The following is a 21,690-nucleotide window of genomic DNA, read 5'->3' as shown; positions in this document are numbered from 1 at the left end:
ATAATGATTATACGGGGCTCTCAGCCGCACCAACGAAGCTATCGTAACCATATTAACCAACTTTTTTATAAGCAATAACTTGATTAGTAATTTTTCCTATTAATTAAATGAATACATTAGCCTACATGTAACTGCTCCTCACATCGCCCAATGTTAGCAGCCTTCATATAAACCCTCCCCAGGCTATTCAAAAATTGCCTCTTTATTGTTATATTATCACATAACATAACAACGCTTAGAGGTGACCTAGCAATGACTGCATTTACTCCCTTGCCCGTGACCGTACTCTCCGGCTTTCTAGGCGCCGGTAAAACCACCGTGCTCAATCATATTCTCGCCAACCGTGAAGGCCGCCGGGTGGCGGTCATCGTTAACGATATGAGCGAGGTGAATATCGACGGTGCGCTGGTAAGCGATGGCCCTGGCGAGTCGACGCTAGATGGCGATGTTGCTCTGAATCGCTCTGAAGAGCGCTTGGTAGAGATGAGTAACGGCTGCATCTGCTGCACCCTGCGCGAAGATTTGCTAGTAGAAGTCAGCCAGTTGGCTAGAGAGGGCAAGTTCGATTACCTGGTCATTGAGTCCACCGGTATTTCCGAGCCGCTGCCCGTGGCGGAAACTTTCACCTTTGAAGATGAAAGCGGCCAGAGCCTTTCCCACGTCGCACGGCTGGATACGCTAGTGACCGTAGTGGATGGCGCCAACTTTGTTGAACAGTATCGCGAAGCGCAAAGCCTAGCAGAAGCCGGTGAAAGCCTAGGAGAAGACGACGAGCGCAATGTCGCCGACCTGCTGGTCGATCAAATTGAGTTTTGCGATGTGCTTTTGATCAGCAAGACCGATCTGATCAGTGAGAAAGAGTTAGCAGCGCTGAAGGCGATTCTACACTCACTGAACCCCGACGCGGAGCTGGTACCAATCACTCAAGGCGGTGTGCCGCTCGATAAAGTACTGGATACCGGCAAGTTTAATTTCGAGCGCGCCCAACTGGCTCCGGGCTGGCTAAAAGAGATGCGCGGCGAGCATGTACCAGAGACCGAAGAGTTCGGGATTGGCAGCTTTGCTTATCATGCCCGTCGTCCCTTCCATCCGCAGAAATTCCACGACTTGCTCAACCAGGAGTGGTTCGGAAAAGGCTTATTACGCTCGAAGGGCTTCTTCTGGCTGGCTACTCGCCCACAGGCCGCTGGTCAGTGGAGCCAGGCGGGCGGCATCGCTCACCACGGCCCAGCCGGGGTATTCTGGAAAGCGATTCCCGAAGAGCGTTGGCCAACGGATACTGAAACGCGCCAGTTTATTAGCGAGAAGTGGCAGGAGCCGTTTGGCGATATGCGCCAGGAGCTGGTCTTTATCGGCCAGAACCTGGATCAGCCGCAGATGCGCGCAGCGCTGGACGCCTGCCTATTGAGCGAAGACGAGCTTGTGGAAGGCATAGAGGCGTGGAAACAGCTACCCGACCCCTTCCCTGCCTGGGAGTAACTCTTAGCTGTCTGAGCTAGCTAAATAGCGCGCCACCCACTCACGCACTTCTGGATAGGCACGCTGCTCAAAAACCGCGAAGCCGTTCAGGCTGCGGGCTTTGAGCGGGGTGAACAACGGCATGGTTAAGCCGCACAGAAAATGCGCCAGCCGCTGGGCATTGGGCGGCTGACCGAACTGCTCAATATGGCGCTCAATCAGCGGCGTGGCGTACCGCTGAAAATCGGCCGCCGTTAGCGGTGGCCCGGGCGGCGCATCCGGTAGTTTTACAGGGTGGCCATAACACACCGAACAGTGGCCGCAGCGACCTTGCTCAGTATTGGATGGTGTATCAACAGTGCTGTCACCAAAGGTACTATCACCAAAGTACTCGGCTAATCGACGAGTCAGACAGTTCCCCGACTCAAACAGCGCTAGCATGGCTTGCAGCCGCTCAATCTCGATTCGCTCACGATTCAGGCAATCTTCAAACAGCTGGCTCGCCAGCGTCTCAATGGAAAAATTCGGCTGGCAGATCTCGTAGACGTCGGTCATCCGCTTGCCTTCCAGGGTCAGCCAACCCTTATCCTGAAAGTACTCAAGGGCGGTAATGACGCGAGCACGGGAAGCGTCAATCTGCTGCGCCTGGCCTGCATTAGTCAAGCGCTCAAAATCGACCGTGCCCCAGGTGCGAGCAATGGGAATGTTATCGACGATCAGGCGAACAAAGGCCGCCCGCTCGCCTTCGAAGCGACTCACGAGGGCTTCTGGCTCGATGTGGTAGCGCAGTCGATACTCGGCTAGAAATGCGAAGCGCGGGGCGATAATGCCGTGCATTTCCAGCCGCACCAGCAGCGTCTTAAGCGGCAGCAGGCGGATGTTGGCGTCCCGGGAAAGTGTGTTGAGCAGCACCTCCCACTGGCGATCCTGCGCCTGGCCTGCCGAGGCGATTTCTTCCAGCAGCCGGTAGATGCCCGCGTATTCGGGCGTATCGCCGTAAACGAAGTTTTCCAGTACTCGCAGACCATCGCGCCCGGCCAGGGTCAGGCAGGTGGAGGGCAGGCCATCGCGCCCTGCCCGGCCGATTTCCTGGCTGTAGTTCTCGATCGATTTAGGCAAGTCATAGTGCACCACGTTACGAATATTGCCTTTATCAATACCCATGCCAAAGGCGATAGTAGCCACGATGCAGGGCGATTCGCCGCTCATAAATTGCCGTTGAATCTCATCCCGTCGCTGGGAGTCTAGCCCTGCGTGGTAGGCCTGGGCAGCAATCTCCTGGGCCGCCAGCGCTTTCGCCACCCGCTCGGCCGTTTGCTGGAGGGTGACGTAAATAATCGTCGGCGCCTCAAAGCCCGGCTGCATCTGCGGTTTCAGCCAGTTAATCAGCTGCTGCTGGCGGTCTTCCATTGCAGGCGCCACCAGCAGTTCAAGATTGGGTCGATAAAAACCAGTCGTGATGACGTTATCCGGTGCAATGGCAAACTTCTCGCCCATATCAGCAATAACCGTGGGCGTTGCCGTGGCGGTGAGCAGTAGCACCTGAGGAATAGCAAAGTCCCGCTGGTAGTCCGGTAGCTTCAAATAATCGGGGCGGAAATTATGCCCCCACTCTGAGAGACAATGAGCTTCATCGACTACCAGCAGCGATATCTGAACTTGGCGTAGAAAGTGCCGGAAGCGCTCGTTTTTAAGCCGTTCCACCGAGACCATGAGGATTTTTAATTCGCCGCTTTTGGCGCGCTCCATGACATCCCGGGTGGTGTCGCGATCCTGAGTGGAATCAATGCTGGCCGCGGCCACGCCGTGGTGGGCCAAAAACGCGAGCTGATCTTGCATCAGCGCCAGCAGCGGCGACACCACCAGCGTTAAATGCGGCAAATGCAGCGCCGGAAGTTGATAGCAAAGCGACTTCCCCGCGCCAGTGGCAAAAATCGCCGCCGTGGAGTGCCCTTCCAGCACCCTTGACACCACCGCCTGCTGGCCGCCGCGAAAGTCGTCAAAACCGAATACTTCTTTCAGCGTTTGCTGGGGTGATGAGGGGGGCATGAGCACTCCTTGTTAACAAAACTCAGGCTTAAAACGCTTTCTCCAGCGCAAAGCGTGGCTGGATGTGGCCCGCTTTCGTCACTGTTTCAGTAAACATCTCAAGCGGGCGCACCCAGAGGCCGTAGTCACCGTAAAGTGCACGGTAAACCACCATCGGCTCTTCGCTTTCGCTGTGCTGGGCAGTGCCGAGCACTTCGTAAAGGCTGCCTTTGTAGTGACGATAAATACCGGGAACGGGGGCGGTCATTGGCTCTCCTCTTGAGCGGCGTTGGTAGCGGCTGGCTGGTTGGATTTTTTTGCGAGGCGTTCGAGCACTTTTGAAGCAGCCACAAAGCCAAAGGTGCCGGTCAGGAAGGTCGCCGCACCGAAGCCCGAGGCGCAATCCAGCCGCGTAGCCTCCCCACTGCCGGGCTTTTGCAGGCACACTTCGCCATCGGCGCCGGGATACACCAGCTGCTCGTCGGAATAGACACACTCTACCGAGAAGCGCCGCTTAGGATTACGGGAGAAGCCGTAGTCCCGCCGCAGCCGCGAGCGCACTTTGGAGAGCAACGGGTCATGCTCGGTACGGGTGAGATCAGCGACCTGAATACGCGTGGGGTCGGTTTGCCCCCCCGCCGCGCCGGTCACGGTAATCGGTATTTTGCGCCGCTTGCACCAGGCGATCAGCGCGGCTTTGGCGAACACGCTATCGATGGCATCCACCACGTGGTCGGCATCATCAGGGATCCGCTCAGCCAGGTTGGTGGGCGTCACGAAGGCAGTGTCGGCGACAATTTCAATCTCTGGAGCAATCAAACGACAGCGTTCAGCAAGCACATCAACCTTGGGCTGACCGATAGTACCATCCAGCGCGTGGAGCTGGCGGTTAACGTTGGAAACGCAGACATCGTCCAGGTCGATCAGCGTTAGCTTGCCAATGCCAGAGCGTGCCAGCGCTTCTACCGCCCAGCTCCCTACCCCACCAACACCCACCACTACCACATGGGCATGACGAAACGTATCAAAAGCACGCTGCCCGTAGAGGCGGCGAATCCCACCAAAACGAAAGCCATAATCAGCAGACGGAGGTTTCGCCGAAGGCTCGGGAATGCCTGCAGGGTTGGTTGTTGGGATTGCGGAAGACATCACAGACTCACTCATAGCGCTTGAAGGGCGGAAGGCGTTATATGGGGCGGCGTGCGCACGCTATCAAGTGGTAAATGACCCGCCCAGCCAAGGTGATTAAACAGCGTGATCATGGGGTCATCCAGTGCGCAGCTTAATTGTACACGCTTGTCGAGCAACGGATGGTCAAAAGCGAGATAAGTGGCGGCCAGCAACAAGCGCGGCGCCCCCAGCTGGTCGGCAAAAAAGCGGTTATGCACGCTCTTACCGTGCTTGGCATCGCCGATAATCGGATAGCCGCGCCGCGCAAGATGGCGGCGAATCTGGTGGCGCCGCCCGGTCAGCGGCCGCGCTTCCACCAACGAATAACGCGCCACCGGGTAACGGTCTACCTGCACGGGGAGTTCGACGCTATCCAGGCGGCGAATATCGGTCATCGCAGGCATGGCGGGCATTTCCGCCTTGGGCCGGGTACCGTCCTCTTCGCGTAGTGGGTAATCCAAACGCTCATTTTCCGGTGCTTTACCGCGCACCACCGCTAGATAGCGCTTTTCCACCTGGCGCTCGCTAAACGCCTCGCTGAGCAGGCCAGCCACCGCTGACGAGAGAGCAAATACCATTACCCCCGAGGTCGGCCGATCCAGCCGGTGAACGGGGTATACCCGTTTACCTATCTGGTCGCGCAGGCGCTGGAGCAGAAATTCAGTTTCACCACGCGCCAGCGCCGAGCGATGCACTAAAAGCCCTGACGGCTTATGCACCGCCACTAAATGCTCATCCTGGTAAAGGATGTTGAGTGGCGTCATAACGCTCCCCGATAGTGGCTAATGGATAGTAGCTTACAATCTAAACAGGGCGCCATTGTCGCGGCTGGGCCGTGAGATGTCATCTTCAGCTAAGTTGGCAGAGTGGCACGGTGGCAGCTACCCTAAATGGGCAACGCTGCTACAGCGTTTCCACGGATTAGGAAGGAGACGAATTTATGCGCTATTCAACTGTTCGCCATTCAATACCGCTCACCGCGATGGCTGCTTCATTGTTGCTCGCCACATCGGCGGCGCAGGCCAATGAAACCCTTGATGTCGAAATGCATAAAGTCAGTACTGATGGAACCGAAGAGTCGATTGGCACCGTATCCCTTGAGCATACCGATCACGGCTTGCTGCTGACACCTTCGCTGACGGGTCTTGAGCCCGGCGTTTACGGCTTTCACGTTCACCAGAACGCCAGCTGTGAACCGGCCGAGAATGACGACGGCGAAATGACCGCCGCACTTTCGGCTGGCGGGCACTATGACCCCGAAGAGGCAGGCACTCACCAAGGCCCCTACGGTGAAGGGCATTTAGGTGACCTACCGGTGTTAACAGTCAATGAAGAGGGTGAAGCTAACCTGCCGGTTCTTGCACCGCGCTTGAGCATGGAAGATATGCCTGGCCGCAGCTTGATGATTCATGAAGGCGGCGACACCTATTCAGATGAGCCACACCTGGGCGGTGGCGGTACTCGCATGGCGTGCGGCGTGGTTGAGTCTTAAATTTTAGCCACTGTTGTTAGCAAGCAAAACGGGCAGCCAATTTGGCTGCCCGTTTTTGCGCTTCGCGAATAGCTGAACGAAAAAGTCAGCTAACAGATTGACGAAAGCGCGTTACTCTTCGCCAGCCATTTGCATTTGACGCTGCAGATAATTCTGAATACCCACTTTATCGATCAAACTAAGCTCGGTTTCGATGTGGTCGATGTGGCCTTCTTCATCGGCAAGCAAGTCACGCAGCATATCGCGGGTAACGTAATCTTTGACGCTTTCGCAGTAAGTGATCGCTTCGATGTAGTCGTTGCGTCCGTCGTGCTCGATTTTAAGATCGCTCTCAAGCATCTCTTTGACGTTTTCGCCGATGTACAGCTTGCCCAGGTCTTGCAGGTTCGGCACACCTTCTAGAAAAAGAATGCGCTCAATGATTTTGTCAGCGTGCTGCATCTCTTCGATGGATTCGTCATATTCCCATTTAGCCAGCGCTTTTAAGCCCCAGTCTTTATACATTTTGGCATGTAAAAAATACTGGTTAATCGCCACCAACTCATTGCCAAGGGCAATATTGAGATGCTGAATAACTTTTGGATCACCTTTCATAACGTCACCTTTTCTACTGTAATGCTGATGCTTAAGCTGGCTCTAGGCTGGCTTTAAGCTGTCTTTAAACAATGTGATCAAGCAGTTACGTCAATGGAGAAATGTAGACGCACGTAGCTATACTCCCAGCTTTCCTAAGAGTATAGATAAAGTGACTAAAAGTTCAAGCAAATCATATATTTGCTAACGATAACCCTAACAATAGCGATTCGCGTCACACAGCGTAGGCGAGGCCCATATCGGCTTCTTGGCGCGCTTCTTGTAAAGCGTCGCGGGTAATGGTTTTAGCAAAGCACGCGCACTTACCACACTGCGTTGCGCAGCCGGTTGCCTCACGTACTTCTCGCCAGCTGCGCGCTCCGTCGCTAACGTGCTGGCGAATCTGATGGTCGGTTACTCCCTTGCACACGCAAACGTACATGGCGACACCTCATAAAAGTCATGAGATGAATGTAAATGATTCGCATACATCTTATCAAGTAGAAATGACTGTTTTTTGTTAGTCATTCGTCTTAATAAGCAAGAACAGCAAAATAACGTACTGGCATAAAAGCACTTTTCCCCCTATGCCAGCTGAAATTATTTTTTCGGCAAAACCACCGTTTGGGTGTTGGAAGCAATATCCGGCCAGCTACGTCGCTGTTTATCAAAAAGCACCCATAAATAGCCCACACCAAAGGCCAGCAGTGATACCCAGGCAACCGCGCAACGGACCAGGCACTGCTTCAAATCCAACGAGTAGCCATCTAGCGTTTGCACCCGTAACCGCCACGCTTGCATACCCAGAGTCATCCCTCCACGCGACCAGGAGTAAACAAAAAATAGCGTGACAAAAAAAACCAACATGATGCGCAGGCTCCAGATATCGCTGGCCGTGGTACCAATATCTTCGGGCTGCTGGCCAAGCACATAGCGGAAAAACAGCATGTGCATGACGGTTACCGCGATCCAAATTGCAGTGACCAAAAAGCCGTCATACAGCATGGCGCCCAAACGACGGCCCAGGCCCGCGGGCCATACGCTGTCCAACTGAGTAAAGCGTCGTATTTGCATAGTTCTCTCGTGGTTCCTGACTGTTTCTGGACGATACTCGGCAATGATGGTTAACCGTTGCGACGTAGAAAGTAGATCCCTACCCCGGCGCACGCCAGGGTAGGCACCAGTACGGCCCAGACAGGGGAAAAACCGAAAATCGTTGAGGCGGGCGCCAGCAGATCTTGAATGTATTTAAAACTCAGCCCGGTAATCACGCCGTAGAACACTCGGGTTCCGGCGGCCACGGTACGCAGCGGGCCAAACACGAAGGAAGCAGCAATTAACACCAGCGAGCCCATGGTGAGCGGCATCAGCATCTTCTGCCAAAAATACAGCAGCGCCTGGTCATTCTGCAGGTTTTGCGCTTCAAGGAACTGGGCATAGGCCCACAGTTCGCTAGGTGCCTGGCTTTCAATATCGCGCAGCAGCCGCTCTAGCTGGGTTGGCGTAAACGAAGTTTCCCACCCCATGCTCGCCGCCTGTTCAGACTCGGTGTGGTCATCAAAAATGCGCGTAGTGGCTACATTTTCCAAACGCCAGGCATCGCCTTCCCAGCGGGCACGCTGAGCGTAGGTGGCTTCGACTAATTGACGCTCATCAAAACGGTAGCGGGTTAAATCAAGCACCACGTCATCGGCTCGAATCGCCCCGAAACGGTAAACGCTGTCACCCTCAATCTGCCAGCCGCTGCGGCTGGTCAGCATGGCACCTTCGCCCTGAAGTTTTTCCAACCGCCATGCCTCGGCATACTGCTCGGTGCGTGGGCTAACGTACTCGGCCACTAGCAGCACTACGACCACCACCACCAGCACGGGCTTCATCACCCCCCAAACAATACGCGCCAGAGAGCGCCCAGCGGCGCGCATCACAGTGAGCTCGTTGCTGGAGGCCATGCTGCCCAGGCCAATCAGCGCGCCAATTAACACCGCCACCGGCGCATATTGGTAAAAACGCCAAGGAGTGCGCATAAGCAAGTAAAACAGCGCATCAAGCGCGCTGTAGCCCGCCTGCACATCGTTTAAGTCATCGATATAAGCAATGGTGATATCCAACCCCAACAGCACGAACTGAACAACAACAATGGCCGCCAGCACGTTGCGGGCGATATAACGGTCGAGACGGTCAGCGACGGTTAGCATTAGCGCATCCCCTTACGTTGCGAGTGCCACAGCAGTAGCAGACCCAGCCCTAAAAACAGCCCGTGCACCGGCCACACACCCAGGGTGGTTGACCAAGTGCCGCTGCCAATCGCATCGACAACCGCGAGCAGCAGGCTGAGATAGGCAACGTATAAAAATACCGCTGGCAACAGTTTGCCAAAACGCCCTTGGCGGGGATTCACGCGAGAAAGCGGCTGTGCCATCAAAGCCAGCACAAACACCATCAGCGGAAGCCCCGCCCGCCACTGCCACTGGGCTTGGGCACGGGGGCTGGGGTTATTCCAAAGCGCGGGCGTGGTGGCATATTCCAATGAATCGAGCTGCTGTCGGTCGCGGCTCAGTCCTAAGCGCAGCGTGTAGCGCTCAAACGTTAGCCGCTCGGCGCTCTTCTCGCCTGGCGTCACCCCATAACGCTCGCCGTCATCCAACACCAAAAACCGACTGCCGGTGTCGAGCCGGGTTTCCTGATAGCCTGAGGCGGCACGGGTAACGTAATCATGGGTTCCCTCGTCGCCTGGCTGGTTCTGTTCGTGCACCAGTACGTCCTGCATTTGCGTGCCATCACTAGAGAAGCCGGCAATATAGGCGGTGCGGCCGCCGCCGAACTCTTGAAAGCGCCCAGGCGCTAATACCGAAACATCCAGACGGCTGCGCTGCTCCTCCAGCGCGGTTTCAGTTTGCAGCGCCCCATAGGGCGTCAGCCACAGGCTGCAGATGCCCACCAGTACTGCGACAACGCTGGCAGGCAGCAGGGTGACTTTCAACAGTCGTGTGGGGCTCATCCCACAGGCGACCATCACGGTGATTTCGCTGTTCATATACAGCTGCCCATAGGCCAACAGAATGCCGAGAAAAAACGACAGGGGTAAAATCAGTTCCATAAAGCCCGGCAGGTGAAACACCATCAGGCTACCTAGCATGGTGACCGGGATATCGCCTTCCGCCGCGTCCGAAAAATAGCGAATAAAGCGGCTGCCCATGATCACCAGCAGCAAAATACCGGCGACTGCCGACATGGTCAGTAACACTTCGCGAGTTAGATATCGAAATAAAATCAACGCGCTCTCCGGCTAGTCGTGCAGGATGCCATGCAATACGGCCATGGCTTGGGTACACTAATCAAACGTTAAATAGCGGGTCATTATCCCGAATCCCTCGATGCTTGTCTTGTTGGAGACGTCATGGAATTTTCCGTTCAGACCGCGAACCCGGCCAAAGCTGAAACACCCTGCCTTTTGGTGCCGGTTTTTAAAGGGAGCCACTTACTGCCCACCGTCGCCAAACTGGACGACGCCAGCGAGCGCCTGATTGACCAACTGCTGGAGCGCGGCGACTTCGACGCCGCGTTGGGCAACGTACAACTGGTCCCTTTTGCGCCGGGCCTGGGCGCCGAACGTATCTTACTGGTAGGCCTGGGAGAGCGCGAAAAATGCCAGGAAGCAGCTTTTATCAAAGCCCTGGACGCTGCCATGGTGGCGCTGATTAAACTGCCCATCGACGAAGCCAGCGTCGTATTTGGCGACATTCCGTTGCCTGACCGCGATGGGGCCTGGAAAGCGCGCAAAGTAATGGAAGCCGCTGAACGGGCGATTTACCGCTTTGACCAGTTCAAATCCTCGCCTGCCCCCGCCCCCAGTCTCGCCAAGCTAAACTTGATTATTAGCGACATCGACGCGGCCCCGCTGGTCAAACAGGGCGCGCTGGTGGGGAACGCAATTGGCCAGGGCATTAACGTTACCCGAACCCTGGGTAACTTGCCCGCCAATGTCTGCACACCCCGCTATTTAGCCGAGCAGGCAGAGCAACTGGGCCGCGACTCAAAAGGCGCGCTCCAGGTCGACATCTTAGATGAAGAAGCGCTGGAAGCCTTGGGAGCAGGTTCTTTACTCTCAGTTGGTCGTGGCAGCAAAGAGCCCTCACGCCTGATTGTGATGAAATACCAGGGTGCGGATAATGCCGATGAAGCCCCCCATGTGCTGATCGGCAAAGGCATTACCTTCGATACCGGCGGCATTTCGCTCAAGCCCGGCGAAGGCATGGACGAAATGAAGTTCGATATGTGCGGCGCCGCCAGCGTGTTCGGCACCGTCAAAGCCGTACTGGCGATTAAACCCAAGCTCAACCTGGTATTTATCGTTGCCGCTGCGGAAAACATGCCCGACGGCCACGCCACCAAGCCCGGCGATATCATCAAAACGCTAAAAGGGCTGACCGTCGAAGTGCTCAATACCGACGCCGAAGGCCGCCTGGTGCTGTGCGATGCGCTGACTTACGCCGAGCGTTTCACCCCGGCCAGCGTCATCGATATCGCCACCCTCACCGGCGCGGTGATTATTGGCCTAGGCCATCACGCTACCGGCCTGCTCTCCAACGACGATGACTTGGCACTCGATCTGCTGGATGCGGGCGAAGCCGCCTGGGATCGCGCCTGGCACCTGCCGATGTGGGACGAGTATCAAGAACAGCTTGAGTCCAACTTTGCCGATCTGGCGAATATTGGCGGTCGCCCGGCAGGAACGATTACCGCCGCCTGCTTTTTGTCACGCTTTGCCGAGCATTTTCCCTGGGCGCATCTGGATATCGCCGGTACCGCCTGGCACTCCGGCAAGCAAAAAGGTGCCACCGGACGCCCCGTTGGGCTGTTAACCCAGTACCTGCTTGACCGTGAAGCAGACGCCCAAGTAGAAAATAGCGACGTCTAACAACACAATCAGGCAATCAACGGTTGCCTTTATTTGACGCAACCGTTAAACCTAAACGCATTAGCGTGTGCCTTATCTCAAGGCACCCGCTACACCCATTATGACGCCTATATTTGCCCGTCAGGGCTTGGATCAAGTAGAGAGAACATGCCGTGCCCGCTAACTTTGAGATTTTGCCATCCAACCAGCCGATAGCCGATGAGATCCGTGACAACATTCTCAAAAACCCCGGCTTTGGCAAACACTTTACCGATCACATGGCCCATGTGCGCTGGACCGTTGACGCCGACTGGCACGGCCACCAAGTGCGTCCCTACGGCCCGCTAACCCTCGACCCGGCCGCCTCGGTGCTGCATTACGGCCAGGAGATTTTTGAGGGCATCAAAGCCTATCGCCATGCCGACGGCTCTATCTGGACATTCCGCCCGGAGAAAAACGCCGAGCGTTTTCGCCGCAGCGCCCGCCGTTTGGCCCTGCCCGAGCTTTCCGACGAAGACTTTATCGGCTCGTTGAAAGCGCTGCTGGCCCAAGACCACGCCTGGGTGCCAACGCCCGCCAGCGAAGCCGACGAATGCAGCCTCTACCTACGCCCCTTCATGATCGCCTCTGAAGCGTTTCTGGGCGTGCGCCCAGCGCATGAGGTCGATTACTACGTGATTGCCTCACCGGCGGCGGCGTACTTTAAAGGCGGCGTTGCCCCGGTTTCGATCTGGCTCTCCTCGAACTACAAGCGCGCAGCTGCAGGCGGCACCGGCTTTGCTAAGTGTGGTGGTAACTACGCCGCTTCACTCGCCGCGCAGAAAGAGGCCGAAGCCCATCTGTGTGGCCAGGTCGCGTTTCTGGATGCGGCTGAAAACAAGTGGGTGGAAGAACTGGGCGGTATGAACCTGTTTTTTGTTTTCAAAGATGGCCGTTTAGTGACCCCGCGCCTGACCGACACCATTTTGGAAGGCGTGACGCGCAACTCGGTACTTACGCTTGCCAAAGAAGAAGGCCTAACGCCAGAAGAGCGCCCGATCAGCATCGACGAGTGGCGTGAAGGCGCCGCCTCCGGCGAGATCACCGAAATATTTGCCTGCGGCACCGCTGCAGTGATTACTCCGGTAGGCGAGCTGGTCTCTGAAAACGAGCGTATCCAGCTCACGGCGGGTGGCAACAATGAGATTGCCATGCGGCTGCGTACCAAACTGCTCGACCTACAGTACGGCCGCAGCGAAGACAAGCACGGCTGGCTGACCCAGTTGGTTTAAGCCGTTTGCCAGCCAACGCTTGCCCCTTCAACGCCGCCGCAACGTTTGCGGCGGCGCTGTTTGTAAGCAGCCCCCTTATCTGGAACCGCTGGAGCCGCCCATGGCACGTATTGATTTCTACATTCTGCCCGATACGACCTTAGAGGCGCGGTTGCAGTTTGCTTGCAAGCTCGCCGAGACCATCTGGCGTAAAGGCTACCGCCTGCATCTGCACTGCGAAGATAAAGCGCTCGCAGAGCAAGCCGATGCAGCACTATGGAATTTTCGCCCGGACGCCTACCTGCCCCACGCCCTGGAAGGTAGCGAAATGGCAGCCAGCGTACCCATCACACTGGGTTGGCAGCAGCTCCCGGTGCCCACGGAAGAGACCGCACTGCTTAATCTGCACCCCGATATCCCCGACGGCGTAGAGCGCTACACGCGGATCGCCGAAATCATCAATCAGCACCAACAAGTGCTGGTCGCCAAACGCGCCTGCTGGCAGCGCTATAAAGCAATGGGCCATGAAGTGGTACCGCATAAATTGGGGTAAGCGCAAAGCATCCAATGCGGAGAGGCTTTGCCGGACCCTTAAAATGCATGCCCTCCTCGCCAGCTGAAGCGAAAATAAGCCATGACGATAAGTGAACTTCTTGAGACAGTCGCCCGCGGCGAAGACAGCCGCCACCAGTTCAAACGCGATGCCACCAACGCGGATGGCCTTGCCGCTGAGCTGGCCGCCTTTGCCAACAGTGGCGGTGGCTGGCTGTTTCTGGGCGTTAATGATGACGGCTCGATTGCGGGGCTGGATGGCGCGGCGGTTCGGCGGCTGAACCAGTTGCTTGGCAATGCCGCCTCCCAGCATGTGCGTCCGCCGGTGCATCCGCTGACCGAGAATGTGCAAACGGATCAGGGCATTGTGATAGTAATGGAAGTGCCCGATGGCTTAGCCAAACCCTACCTCGACAACCAAGGCCGCATTTGGGTCAAGCAGGGTTCGGACAAACGGCATGTGACCTCACGCGAAGAGCTGCAGCGCATGTTCCAGCGCTCTGGATTAGTTTACGCCGATGTGGTGCCCGTGGCGGGCACCTCGATGGAAGATATTGATGACAAGGCTTTTACTGCCTACTTCAATCGTCGCTATGGCGAGAGCAGCGAGTTCTCCGGCCTTACACGGGAGCAGCTGCTTCAGAACCTGGGCCTGGGCGATGGACAGGAACTCAATCTGGCGGGATTAATGCTGTTCGGCCGCAATCCCCAGCGCTGGCGCCCCGCCTTTGAGGTAAAGGCGGTGGCCTTTCCAGGCACCGCACTGCACGATACCCGCTACCTGGACAGCGAAGACACCAAAGGCACCCTACTGGAGCAGTTCCGGGGCGCTTTCGCCTTTATCAAACGCAACCTGCACCATGTACAGCATGGACGGAGTTTCAACACCCTGGGTGAGTTGGAGATTCCCGAAACGGCACTGGAAGAGTTATTGGTCAATGCCTTGATCCACCGGGACTACTTCACCAGCGCCTCCGTCCGTTTGATGGTCTTTGCCGACCGCGTGGAGATTGTCAGCCCTGGTCACCTACCGGACAGCCTGAGCCCCGACGACATTAGCCAGGGAAAGACCATCCGCCGCAATCCCACACTCACTGAACATGCTTCTCACATTCTGCCTTATCGCGGCATGGGCAGTGGTATTCCACGAGCACTTGAGGCATGGCCCCGAATTGACTTGCTCAATGACCCTTCGGGCAATCAATTCAGCGTCATCGTCTGGCGGCCGGAGGCAGAATGGTTGGGCGCTACCCCACCAGTCACCGACCAAGTCACCGACCAAGTCACCGACCAAGTCACCGACCAAGTCAGCCCAGAAGTAGCTCGCCTGCTTGAATCCTTGGAGGGCGAAATGACACGGGCCGAGTTACAGGATATTTTGGGTCTCAAACATCTGCCTCATTTCCGAAACGCGTACTTGCGGCCAGCACTGAACGCCGGCTTGATTGAGCAGACAATTCCAGATAAGCCCAATAGCCGCTTGCAAAAATACCGCTTAACGGCTGTCGGCAAGCAGTGGGTTAAAAATCAGGGTAGTAAAACTTGATACACACCTTTGCCGAGGCTTGGCCGAATGCTGAAGTTGCCCAATAGGCTATTGAACAACCCCTTTTTTGACAAAAAATAACTCAAAGGACGAGAGCGCCGATGCTGTCCCACGCCTTTTTAGCCCGCGCTCCGCTGGCGGTTATCGTCATCGCCCAGCTGTTCGGCACCTCGCTGTGGTTCAGTGTCAACGGCGTTGGCTTAGCACTGCAGGAGGCTGTGGGCCTCAGCGAAAGCGATTTGGGTCTGCTCACCATCGCCGTGCAGGCCGGGTTTATTAGTGGCACGCTGCTGATCGCTACCACTGGCCTTGCCGACCGTGTGCGCGCCAGCCATCTGTTTGCACTTTCCGCGGTGTTTGGCGCGCTGATTAACGCAGCGTTTATCACGGTGGCGGATAACGTCACGCTGGCCGCTGTGGCTCGCTTTGCTACGGGGCTTTGCTTGGCAGGGATTTATCCGCTGGGTATGAAGCTGGTGGTGAGTTGGACGCCCAGCCACGCCGGGGCGGCGCTGGGCTGGCTGGTGGGCATGCTGACCCTGGGCATTGCTTCGCCACACCTGCTGCGCGGGCTAACCCTGCATCTGCCTTGGCAATGGCCGCTGCTGCTTGCCTCATTGCTGGCGCTGGTCGCCGCATTAATGATTTTCAAACTGGGTGTTGGTCCGCACCTACCGGCCACCGCCAAAAGCGGCCGCCCCTGGGCAGGGGTAGCGGCGTTCAGGCAGCCCCGCTTTCGCGCTGCAGCGCTGGGCTATTTTGGCCACTGCTGGGAACTGTATGCGCTGTGGGCGCTGGTGCCGTTTCTGGTCGCCCGGGAGCTGGAGCGCTTGGCCGCGTCAAACAGCGCCCAGCCATGGCTAAGCTTTGCGGTGATTGCGCTGGGCTTGCCGGGCTGCGTGCTTGCAGGCAAATGGAGCCGCCATATCGGCAGTGATCGCGTGGCCTGCGTGGCATTGGCAACCTCCGGTACGCTGTGCTTAGTTTATCCCCTGTTGGGCAGCGCCTCGCCCTGGTTGCTGCTGGCGCTTCTCGGCGTATGGGGCGTCAGCGTGATTGCCGATTCCGCACAGTTTTCTGCGCTGGCTTCCGCTACCGCCCCGCCCGAGCGGCTGGGGGCAGCGCTGGCGATGATGAACGCTATCGGCTTTGGCTTGACCATTCCTTCCATCGCACTGGTGACCGCGCTGTGGTCGAGCCAGTCGCTGGCGGTGATTTGGTGGCTGCTGCCGGGGCCCATCCTCGGGCTCATCGCCATGCGCGGGTTTTCTGCTCATACGGTCAGTGTCGATAATCGAGCGTGAGTAGCCCCTGACGATCAAGGCGCTATCGCGGTATACTCTGGCGCTATATATTTTCACACTTTGCATATTTCTCGCCAGCCGTGAGCCGACTCTCCATGGAAAAGACCTACCAACCCGAACTGATCGAAACCCGCTGGTACGAACGCTGGGAAGCCGACAACCGCTTCGCCCCTTCCGGCCTGGGCAAACCCTTTTCGATCATGATTCCACCGCCCAATGTGACCGGCAGCCTGCACATGGGCCACGCGTTCCAGGACACCATCATGGATACCCTGACGCGCTGGAAACGGATGCAGGGTAACAACACCCTGTGGCAGGTAGGCACCGACCACGCCGGTATCGCGACGCAAATGCTGGTCGAGCGCAAAATCGCCGCCGAAGAAGGCAAGACCCGCCACGATCTCGGTCGCGAAGCGTTTATCGACAAAGTGTGGGAGTGGAAGGAAGAATCGGGCGATCACATTACCCGCCAGCTGCGCCGCATGGGCGCCAGCGTCGATTGGTCACGCGAACGCTTCACCATGGACGACGGCTTCTACAAAGCGGTTCAAGAAGTGTTTGTACGCCTGCACGAAGACAACCTGATTTATCGCGGCAAGCGGTTGGTCAACTGGGACCCGACGCTGCACACCGCTATTTCTGATCTGGAAGTGGAAAACAAAGAGCAGCAAGGCAGCTTCTGGCACTTCCGCTACCCGCTGGCGGACGGCGTTAAAACTGACGACGGCAAGGATTACCTGGTGGTCGCCACCACGCGCCCGGAAACCCTGCTGGGGGATACCGGCGTGGCGGTGAACCCCGAAGACGAGCGCTACGCCTCTCTGGTCGGCAAGTTTATTGAGCTACCGCTGGTTGGGCGCCGTATTCCAGTCGTCGCTGACGAACACGCCGACATGGAGAAAGGTTCGGGCTGCGTGAAGATCACCCCGGCCCACGACTTCAACGACTACGAAGTCGGCAAGCGCCAGAACCATCTGCTGATCAACGTGTTCTCCAAAAACGCGGCGATTCTTGAGCAAGCTGAAATCTTTGATCTCAAAGGCCAGCCCCAGCCCGATGAAGACGCCATTCTGCCCGCGAAGTATGCCGGGCTTGACCGTTTCGAGGCGCGCAAGCTGATCGTTGCCGACATGGACGCTATTGGCCTGTTGGAGCAGGTCGAAGCCGTTAACAACACCCTGCCGTATGGGGACCGCTCGGGTGACGTCATCGAGCCGCTGCTCACCGACCAGTGGTTCGTCGCCGTAGAAAACCTCGCCAAGCCCGCCATCGAAGCGGTGGAAAACGGCAATATCCAGTTCGTGCCCAAAAATTACGAGAACATGTACTTCGCCTGGATGCGCGACCTGCAGGATTGGTGTATCTCCCGCCAGCTGTGGTGGGGCCACCGCATTCCCGCCTGGTACGACGTCGAAGGCAACGTCTACGTTGCCCGCAGCGAAGCAGAAGCCCGCGAGAAGCACGCACTCGACCCAGAGGTGGTGCTTACCCAGGACGAGGACGTACTCGACACCTGGTTCAGCTCGGGCCTGTGGACATTCGGCACCCTGGGCTGGCCGGAACAAACCCCCGAGCTTGAGACCTTCCACCCTACCAGCGTGCTGGTCACGGGTTTTGACATCATCTTCTTCTGGGTGGCCCGGATGATCATGATGACGCTGAAGTTCACCGGCGAAGTACCGTTCAAGACGGTCTATGTACACGGTCTAGTGCGCGACGGCCAAGGCCAGAAAATGTCCAAGTCTAAGGGCAACGTACTCGACCCCATCGACCTGATCGACGGCATCACGCTCGATGAGTTACTCGAAAAGCGCACCGGCAATATGATGCAGCCGAAGCAGGCCAAGGCGATTGCCAAAGCCACCAAGGACGAGTTCAAAGACGGCATTGAAGCCCACGGCACCGATGCATTGCGCTTTACGTTCCTCTCCCAGGCCACCACCGGTCGCGATATCAAGTTTGATATGAACCGCCTGGACGGCTATCGCAACTTCTGCAACAAGCTGTGGAACGCCTCACGCTACGTGCTAATGAACGCCGAAGGCGAAGATTGCGGCATCGCTTCTCAAGGACAAGGAGCAGAGGTTGAGCTTTCATTAGCAGACCGCTGGATTATCTCACAGCTGCAGAAAACCGAAGCCCAGGTTACCAAGGCGTTGGACGAGTACCGTTTCGACCACGCCTCCCAGGCGCTGTATGAGTTCGTCTGGAACGAGTACTGCGACTGGTATCTGGAGCTTTCCAAGCCGGTACTGTGGGACGAAAACGCCACGGCGGAAGCCAAGCGGGGAACGCGCCGCACGCTGGTACGCGTACTCGAAGCGATTCTTCGCCTTGCTCACCCGATGATGCCCTACATTACCGAAGAGATCTGGCAGCGCGTGTCGCCGCTGGCGGGCATGTACATGGGTGACAATGCGTCGATCATGCTGCAAGCCTGGCCGGAAGCCGACGAAAGCAAAATCGACGACCAAGCTAGCCGGGATATCGAGTGGTTGAAAGGGGTCATCATTGCTGTGCGCAACATCCGCGCTGAGATGAATATTGCCCCCGGTAAGCCGCTTGACGTGCTGCTCACCAAAGGCAAGGTTGAGGACGCCGAGCGCCTTGAGAGTAACCGTCATTTCCTCTCCAAACTCGCCAAGCTGGAAAGCGTTAGCTGGCTTAAAAATCCCGACGACGCCCCGCTTTCGGCCACTCAGCTAGTGGGTGAGATGGAAGTGCTCGTGCCGATGGCGGATCTGATCGACAAAGACGCCGAACTCAAACGCCTCAACAAAGAAATCGACAAGCAGGACAAATTGATCGGCGGCATTGAGAAGAAACTCGGCAACGACGGCTTTATCGCCAAAGCACCGGTCGCGGTGGTCGAAAAAGAGCGCGGCAAACTGGCCGAGTTCCAAGCCGCTAAAAAGCTGTTGGAAGAACAACGGGCGAAGATTGAAGCGTTGTAGAGCGGGTTAGTAGGAAACAGTTGGAACAAGACGGCACCGATTGAGGTGCCGTTTTTGCTTTTACGCTAGAGCGATGACATTGACGCATTAGGAACAAAAACCGCGACTACCTGATCAACACCTTTTGGCCATTGGGTTCTGGCGCTTAGGGGCTTACCGCGACCCTCACTGAACGAAGCTCAAATTTCACTCCATTGAGGTTACGTCGACTATGGAAACAGCATCAGAGAAATTCAGCCGCATCCCACCCACCATACCGCCGCTCGACCCTAACCATGTATCGCTGTTTGAGAAAGCCGGGTTGAGCGTTAAACAATTGGAGCCGCTTGGCGTCGAGATCTACGGCGCGGATGTTCGTTCCAGACTCCCCGAGCCGGTTATCAAGGCGTTGGAAGTGGAAATGGCGAATCGCGGCTTCATCGTCTTCAAACACCAGACTGACCTCTCAGCCGATGAACTGGTCAATGCGAGCAAATGGTGGGGAGCTGGCGACATCCACTCCACTCATGGCGTCCACCCTGCTACGCCGGGTATGAACAGAGACATTTTTCGTTGCTCCAATGACAAACGCTACGGAATTCTGGGCGTGGGGCCTCAATGGCATAACGATGGCAGTTTTGAAGCCGCCACCTTCTCGCATTCCGCCTACTACATGGCGCGGGCGCCTGAACAAGGCGGCGGAACGCACTTCGCACATCAAGGAGCAGCCTTTGATGTGCTACCCGAGGAAAAACAGGCATTCTGGGAGCGCCTGGTGTCGGTGAATTCTGATACAGGGGTGAGTCATCCCGTTGTCCATATGCATCCTATTTCTGGGCGAAAGAGCGTATGGCTGCACCTGGGAATGACCGGCGCGGTGATTGAGCGACTGCCGGAAGCGGGCGTTCCCATTGATGAACTGCAAAAAGCCTCCGCATCCACCGAGCACTTTCGTTTGCTCAACGCAGAAGAAATGAAGCAGCTTTCCAATGACTATAACGATCTTTTAAATGCCTCGTTTGAAAAAGGCTACGGCATACGTTATCGCTACGACACGGGCGATTTACTCTATGTTGACAACTGGGCAATGGCCCATCGGGCAGCACCCGAGGCGCATATGTCAGTCGAAGAGCAAGGGTTAAGGATAATGGACCGCGTCACTATCAAGGCAAGACAGAACCTGGCCCCTCACTTTGGCTTGCCGCAATACATTGATTTGTCTGGGCCTCATCCCTTCAATGACGACGGCATTTGGAAAGCCGGTAGCGTAGGGTTTCGCTGGAAAGACGACGTACCCATGCAAAATTAAGCCTGCGGCTGCCCAATCAGCGCGTCGCTTTTATCCAACACCATCGCCCTAGCCACTTTTTCTTATAAAACGTGTAAGGTTGGTACAAGAATAGCCACTGAGTGGCATCGCTGATTCAGCAACGACACGGACTGTACTATGCCGACACCAACTGAAGCACGATTAGACGCGCTGGCAAGCGAATTAAAGCGCGCGGGGATTAGCTACCAAACACTTACGCCGATGGCAGATACCGGGCTTGCTCACGATCATGTGTGGATTCACCGCGAGGGCGATGACTGGGTGGCACGGCTGCCCAAGCAAAGCCAGATGAACCTGCCACCGGAAGAAAATTTGGCGTATCAGACGGCGTGTTATGAGCGCTCAAGCCCTGGTGGACACACGCCTCAGCTTTACGACGTTCTGCCACCCAGTAACCAGCTGCCCCGTGGCGGGCTTCTGGTGGAAGCTATTCGTGGCCGTTTGGCAAAGCTACCGGAAGACCTGCCCGCCGTCGCGGAAGCGTTGGCCAGCCTGCACCGCCAACCGCTGCCTAATGAGAAAGCGCCGCTGCTTGCGCCAGCTGACCCCTGGCAGGCCATGGTCAGTGAAGTGCATCAGCAAGCCCAATGGTTAGCGGATGCCCAGCTTTCGAGCAAAGTCACTCAGCGCATCAAACAAGAGCTGGATTTACTCCCGCCTCGTTTAAATGATGTCACCCCGACGCTGATTAGCTTTGATACGCACCCCGGCAACTTTTTAATCCGTGATGATGGCCGCGCGGTACTGGTGGATTTAGAGAAGTGCCGCTACGGCCTACCGGGAATTGATCTCGCCCATACCTCGCTTTATACCTCGACCACTTGGGATATCAGCAGCCAGGCGGTGCTATCGTTAGAGGAAGTCATTCACTTCTACCGTCGCTGGCAGGCAGCCATGAGTGAAACGCCCGATACCGATACCCTGGTTGCCTGCCGCCGTGCCACTTGGCTGTGGTCATTGACCTGGTGCGCCAAGTGGCGAGCCCAACATTTGAATGCGAAAGATGCCCAGCAGCGCGGGGAGGACTGGTCGGCAGAACTCACCGACCCCGCGGTGATTGAGCACGTGCGCGACCGCGTTGAGCACTATTTATCCATGCCAGTTATTGATCACGTTCATAGCGAGCTGCAGTGTTTACAGGCCGCCTTGTAACGCTT

Annotated in this window: 19 protein-coding genes; 10 read left to right on the top strand and 9 right to left on the bottom strand. The window is 56.7% G+C overall.

The window, feature by feature from the left end:
• Nucleotides 1–252 precede the first annotated feature (252 nt).
• Nucleotides 253–1,479 carry a zinc metallochaperone GTPase ZigA gene (zigA, locus tag RZA33_RS09520; RefSeq protein WP_317507614.1) on the top strand — a complete coding sequence of 409 codons (1,227 nt, stop codon included), beginning with the start codon at nucleotides 253–255 and terminating at the stop codon, nucleotides 1,477–1,479.
• A gap of 3 nt (nucleotides 1,480–1,482) precedes the next feature.
• On the opposite strand, the gene RZA33_RS09515 is transcribed toward zigA, so the two are convergent.
• The 4 genes from RZA33_RS09515 to RZA33_RS09500 are packed head-to-tail and all read right to left on the bottom strand — an operon-like array spanning nucleotide 1,483 to nucleotide 5,420.
• Nucleotides 1,483–3,507, bottom strand: a complete 2,025-nt coding sequence (locus RZA33_RS09515; RefSeq protein WP_317507613.1) for a RecQ family ATP-dependent DNA helicase — start codon at nucleotides 3,505–3,507, stop codon at nucleotides 1,483–1,485.
• 28 nt (nucleotides 3,508–3,535) lie between these two features.
• The gene (locus tag RZA33_RS09510) at nucleotides 3,536–3,754 is read right to left on the bottom strand and encodes a DUF1653 domain-containing protein (RefSeq protein WP_317507612.1); all 219 of its coding nucleotides are present in this window, start codon (nucleotides 3,752–3,754) and stop codon (nucleotides 3,536–3,538) included.
• A complete protein-coding gene (tcdA, locus tag RZA33_RS09505; RefSeq protein WP_317507611.1) occupies nucleotides 3,751–4,635 on the bottom strand; it encodes a tRNA cyclic N6-threonylcarbamoyladenosine(37) synthase TcdA in 885 nt (294 codons plus the stop codon). The genes RZA33_RS09510 and tcdA overlap by 4 nt, the downstream gene beginning before the upstream one ends.
• A gap of 11 nt (nucleotides 4,636–4,646) precedes the next feature.
• Nucleotides 4,647–5,420: a pseudouridine synthase gene (locus tag RZA33_RS09500; RefSeq protein WP_317507610.1), complete on the bottom strand. Its 774-nt coding sequence runs from the start codon at nucleotides 5,418–5,420 to the stop codon at nucleotides 4,647–4,649.
• Between the two features lie 176 nt (nucleotides 5,421–5,596).
• Between RZA33_RS09500 and sodC the strand changes: the two genes are divergently transcribed.
• On the top strand, nucleotides 5,597–6,148 hold the full coding sequence (gene sodC, locus RZA33_RS09495; RefSeq protein ID WP_317507609.1) for a superoxide dismutase [Cu-Zn] SodC: 552 nt from the start codon (nucleotides 5,597–5,599) through the stop codon (nucleotides 6,146–6,148).
• A 111-nt stretch (nucleotides 6,149–6,259) separates the two neighbouring features.
• On the opposite strand, the gene bfr is transcribed toward sodC, so the two are convergent.
• The 5 genes from bfr to lptF all read right to left on the bottom strand — a co-directional run bounded on the left by bfr (nucleotide 6,260) and on the right by lptF (nucleotide 9,995).
• On the bottom strand, nucleotides 6,260–6,742 hold the full coding sequence (bfr, locus tag RZA33_RS09490) for a bacterioferritin (RefSeq protein ID WP_317507608.1): 483 nt from the start codon (nucleotides 6,740–6,742) through the stop codon (nucleotides 6,260–6,262).
• Between the two features lie 214 nt (nucleotides 6,743–6,956).
• Nucleotides 6,957–7,163 (bottom strand): (2Fe-2S)-binding protein, encoded by a 207-nt coding sequence (locus RZA33_RS09485; protein ID WP_146874877.1) that lies wholly within the window; start codon nucleotides 7,161–7,163, stop codon nucleotides 6,957–6,959.
• A 158-nt stretch (nucleotides 7,164–7,321) separates the two neighbouring features.
• Complete coding sequence (locus RZA33_RS09480) at nucleotides 7,322–7,795, bottom strand: RDD family protein (protein ID WP_317507607.1); 474 nt, start codon at nucleotides 7,793–7,795, stop codon at nucleotides 7,322–7,324.
• 50 nt (nucleotides 7,796–7,845) lie between these two features.
• Nucleotides 7,846–8,916 carry an LPS export ABC transporter permease LptG gene (gene lptG / locus RZA33_RS09475; RefSeq protein ID WP_317507606.1) on the bottom strand — a complete coding sequence of 357 codons (1,071 nt, stop codon included), beginning with the start codon at nucleotides 8,914–8,916 and terminating at the stop codon, nucleotides 7,846–7,848.
• Nucleotides 8,916–9,995, bottom strand: coding sequence for an LPS export ABC transporter permease LptF (gene lptF, locus RZA33_RS09470; protein WP_317507605.1), 1,080 nt, complete (start codon nucleotides 9,993–9,995; stop codon nucleotides 8,916–8,918). Before lptF ends, lptG begins: the two co-directional genes overlap by 1 nt.
• A 123-nt stretch (nucleotides 9,996–10,118) precedes the next feature.
• On the opposite strand from lptF, the gene RZA33_RS09465 reads away from it, so the two are divergent.
• From RZA33_RS09465 to RZA33_RS09430, 8 genes are all read left to right on the top strand, one after another.
• Nucleotides 10,119–11,639 carry a leucyl aminopeptidase gene (locus RZA33_RS09465; protein ID WP_317507604.1) on the top strand — a complete coding sequence of 507 codons (1,521 nt, stop codon included), beginning with the start codon at nucleotides 10,119–10,121 and terminating at the stop codon, nucleotides 11,637–11,639.
• 152 nt (nucleotides 11,640–11,791) lie between these two features.
• Complete coding sequence (locus RZA33_RS09460) at nucleotides 11,792–12,889, top strand: branched-chain amino acid aminotransferase (RefSeq protein WP_317507603.1); 1,098 nt, start codon at nucleotides 11,792–11,794, stop codon at nucleotides 12,887–12,889.
• 100 nt (nucleotides 12,890–12,989) lie between these two features.
• Nucleotides 12,990–13,421, top strand: a complete 432-nt coding sequence (locus RZA33_RS09455) for a DNA polymerase III subunit chi (protein ID WP_317507602.1) — start codon at nucleotides 12,990–12,992, stop codon at nucleotides 13,419–13,421.
• 81 nt (nucleotides 13,422–13,502) lie between these two features.
• Nucleotides 13,503–14,966 carry a Fic family protein gene (locus tag RZA33_RS09450; RefSeq protein ID WP_317507601.1) on the top strand — a complete coding sequence of 488 codons (1,464 nt, stop codon included), beginning with the start codon at nucleotides 13,503–13,505 and terminating at the stop codon, nucleotides 14,964–14,966.
• A gap of 101 nt (nucleotides 14,967–15,067) precedes the next feature.
• Nucleotides 15,068–16,270, top strand: coding sequence for an MFS transporter (locus RZA33_RS09445; RefSeq protein WP_317507600.1), 1,203 nt, complete (start codon nucleotides 15,068–15,070; stop codon nucleotides 16,268–16,270).
• Nucleotides 16,271–16,365: 95 nt separating this feature from the next.
• Nucleotides 16,366–19,224 carry a valine--tRNA ligase gene (locus tag RZA33_RS09440; RefSeq protein ID WP_317507599.1) on the top strand — a complete coding sequence of 953 codons (2,859 nt, stop codon included), beginning with the start codon at nucleotides 16,366–16,368 and terminating at the stop codon, nucleotides 19,222–19,224.
• A gap of 211 nt (nucleotides 19,225–19,435) precedes the next feature.
• On the top strand, nucleotides 19,436–20,512 hold the full coding sequence (locus tag RZA33_RS09435) for a TauD/TfdA dioxygenase family protein (protein WP_317507598.1): 1,077 nt from the start codon (nucleotides 19,436–19,438) through the stop codon (nucleotides 20,510–20,512).
• A gap of 138 nt (nucleotides 20,513–20,650) precedes the next feature.
• A complete protein-coding gene (locus RZA33_RS09430; protein WP_317507597.1) occupies nucleotides 20,651–21,685 on the top strand; it encodes an aminoglycoside phosphotransferase family protein in 1,035 nt (344 codons plus the stop codon).
• Nucleotides 21,686–21,690: the final 5 nt, after the last annotated feature.

Source organism: Halovibrio sp. HP20-59 (genome assembly GCF_033052795.2).
In the GTDB taxonomy this organism is placed as follows: Bacteria; Pseudomonadota; Gammaproteobacteria; order Pseudomonadales; family Halomonadaceae; genus Vreelandella.
Note: the sequence above shows the minus strand (reverse complement) of the source record. Positions and strands in the feature narration are given on the sequence as shown.

What these genes read in the sequence shown, in the direction of transcription:
- RZA33_RS09445 (WP_317507600.1), top strand. Translation starts at nt 15,068, where the DNA reads ATGCTGTCCCACGCCTTTTTAGCCCGCGCTCCGCTGGCGGTTATCGTC.
- RZA33_RS09455 (WP_317507602.1), top strand. Translation starts at nt 12,990, where the DNA reads ATGGCACGTATTGATTTCTACATTCTGCCCGATACGACCTTAGAGGCG.
- RZA33_RS09430 (WP_317507597.1), top strand. Translation starts at nt 20,651, where the DNA reads ATGCCGACACCAACTGAAGCACGATTAGACGCGCTGGCAAGCGAATTA.
- RZA33_RS09515 (WP_317507613.1), bottom strand. Translation starts at nt 3,507, where the DNA reads ATGCCCCCCTCATCACCCCAGCAAACGCTGAAAGAAGTATTCGGTTTT.
- RZA33_RS09500 (WP_317507610.1), bottom strand. Translation starts at nt 5,420, where the DNA reads ATGACGCCACTCAACATCCTTTACCAGGATGAGCATTTAGTGGCGGTG.
- zigA (WP_317507614.1), top strand. Translation starts at nt 253, where the DNA reads ATGACTGCATTTACTCCCTTGCCCGTGACCGTACTCTCCGGCTTTCTA.
- RZA33_RS09480 (WP_317507607.1), bottom strand. Translation starts at nt 7,795, where the DNA reads ATGCAAATACGACGCTTTACTCAGTTGGACAGCGTATGGCCCGCGGGC.
- RZA33_RS09440 (WP_317507599.1), top strand. Translation starts at nt 16,366, where the DNA reads ATGGAAAAGACCTACCAACCCGAACTGATCGAAACCCGCTGGTACGAA.
- lptG (WP_317507606.1), bottom strand. Translation starts at nt 8,916, where the DNA reads ATGCTAACCGTCGCTGACCGTCTCGACCGTTATATCGCCCGCAACGTG.
- RZA33_RS09485 (WP_146874877.1), bottom strand. Translation starts at nt 7,163, where the DNA reads ATGTACGTTTGCGTGTGCAAGGGAGTAACCGACCATCAGATTCGCCAG.
- tcdA (WP_317507611.1), bottom strand. Translation starts at nt 4,635, where the DNA reads ATGTCTTCCGCAATCCCAACAACCAACCCTGCAGGCATTCCCGAGCCT.
- RZA33_RS09435 (WP_317507598.1), top strand. Translation starts at nt 19,436, where the DNA reads ATGGAAACAGCATCAGAGAAATTCAGCCGCATCCCACCCACCATACCG.
- RZA33_RS09465 (WP_317507604.1), top strand. Translation starts at nt 10,119, where the DNA reads ATGGAATTTTCCGTTCAGACCGCGAACCCGGCCAAAGCTGAAACACCC.
- RZA33_RS09510 (WP_317507612.1), bottom strand. Translation starts at nt 3,754, where the DNA reads ATGACCGCCCCCGTTCCCGGTATTTATCGTCACTACAAAGGCAGCCTT.
- RZA33_RS09450 (WP_317507601.1), top strand. Translation starts at nt 13,503, where the DNA reads ATGACGATAAGTGAACTTCTTGAGACAGTCGCCCGCGGCGAAGACAGC.
- bfr (WP_317507608.1), bottom strand. Translation starts at nt 6,742, where the DNA reads ATGAAAGGTGATCCAAAAGTTATTCAGCATCTCAATATTGCCCTTGGC.
- sodC (WP_317507609.1), top strand. Translation starts at nt 5,597, where the DNA reads ATGCGCTATTCAACTGTTCGCCATTCAATACCGCTCACCGCGATGGCT.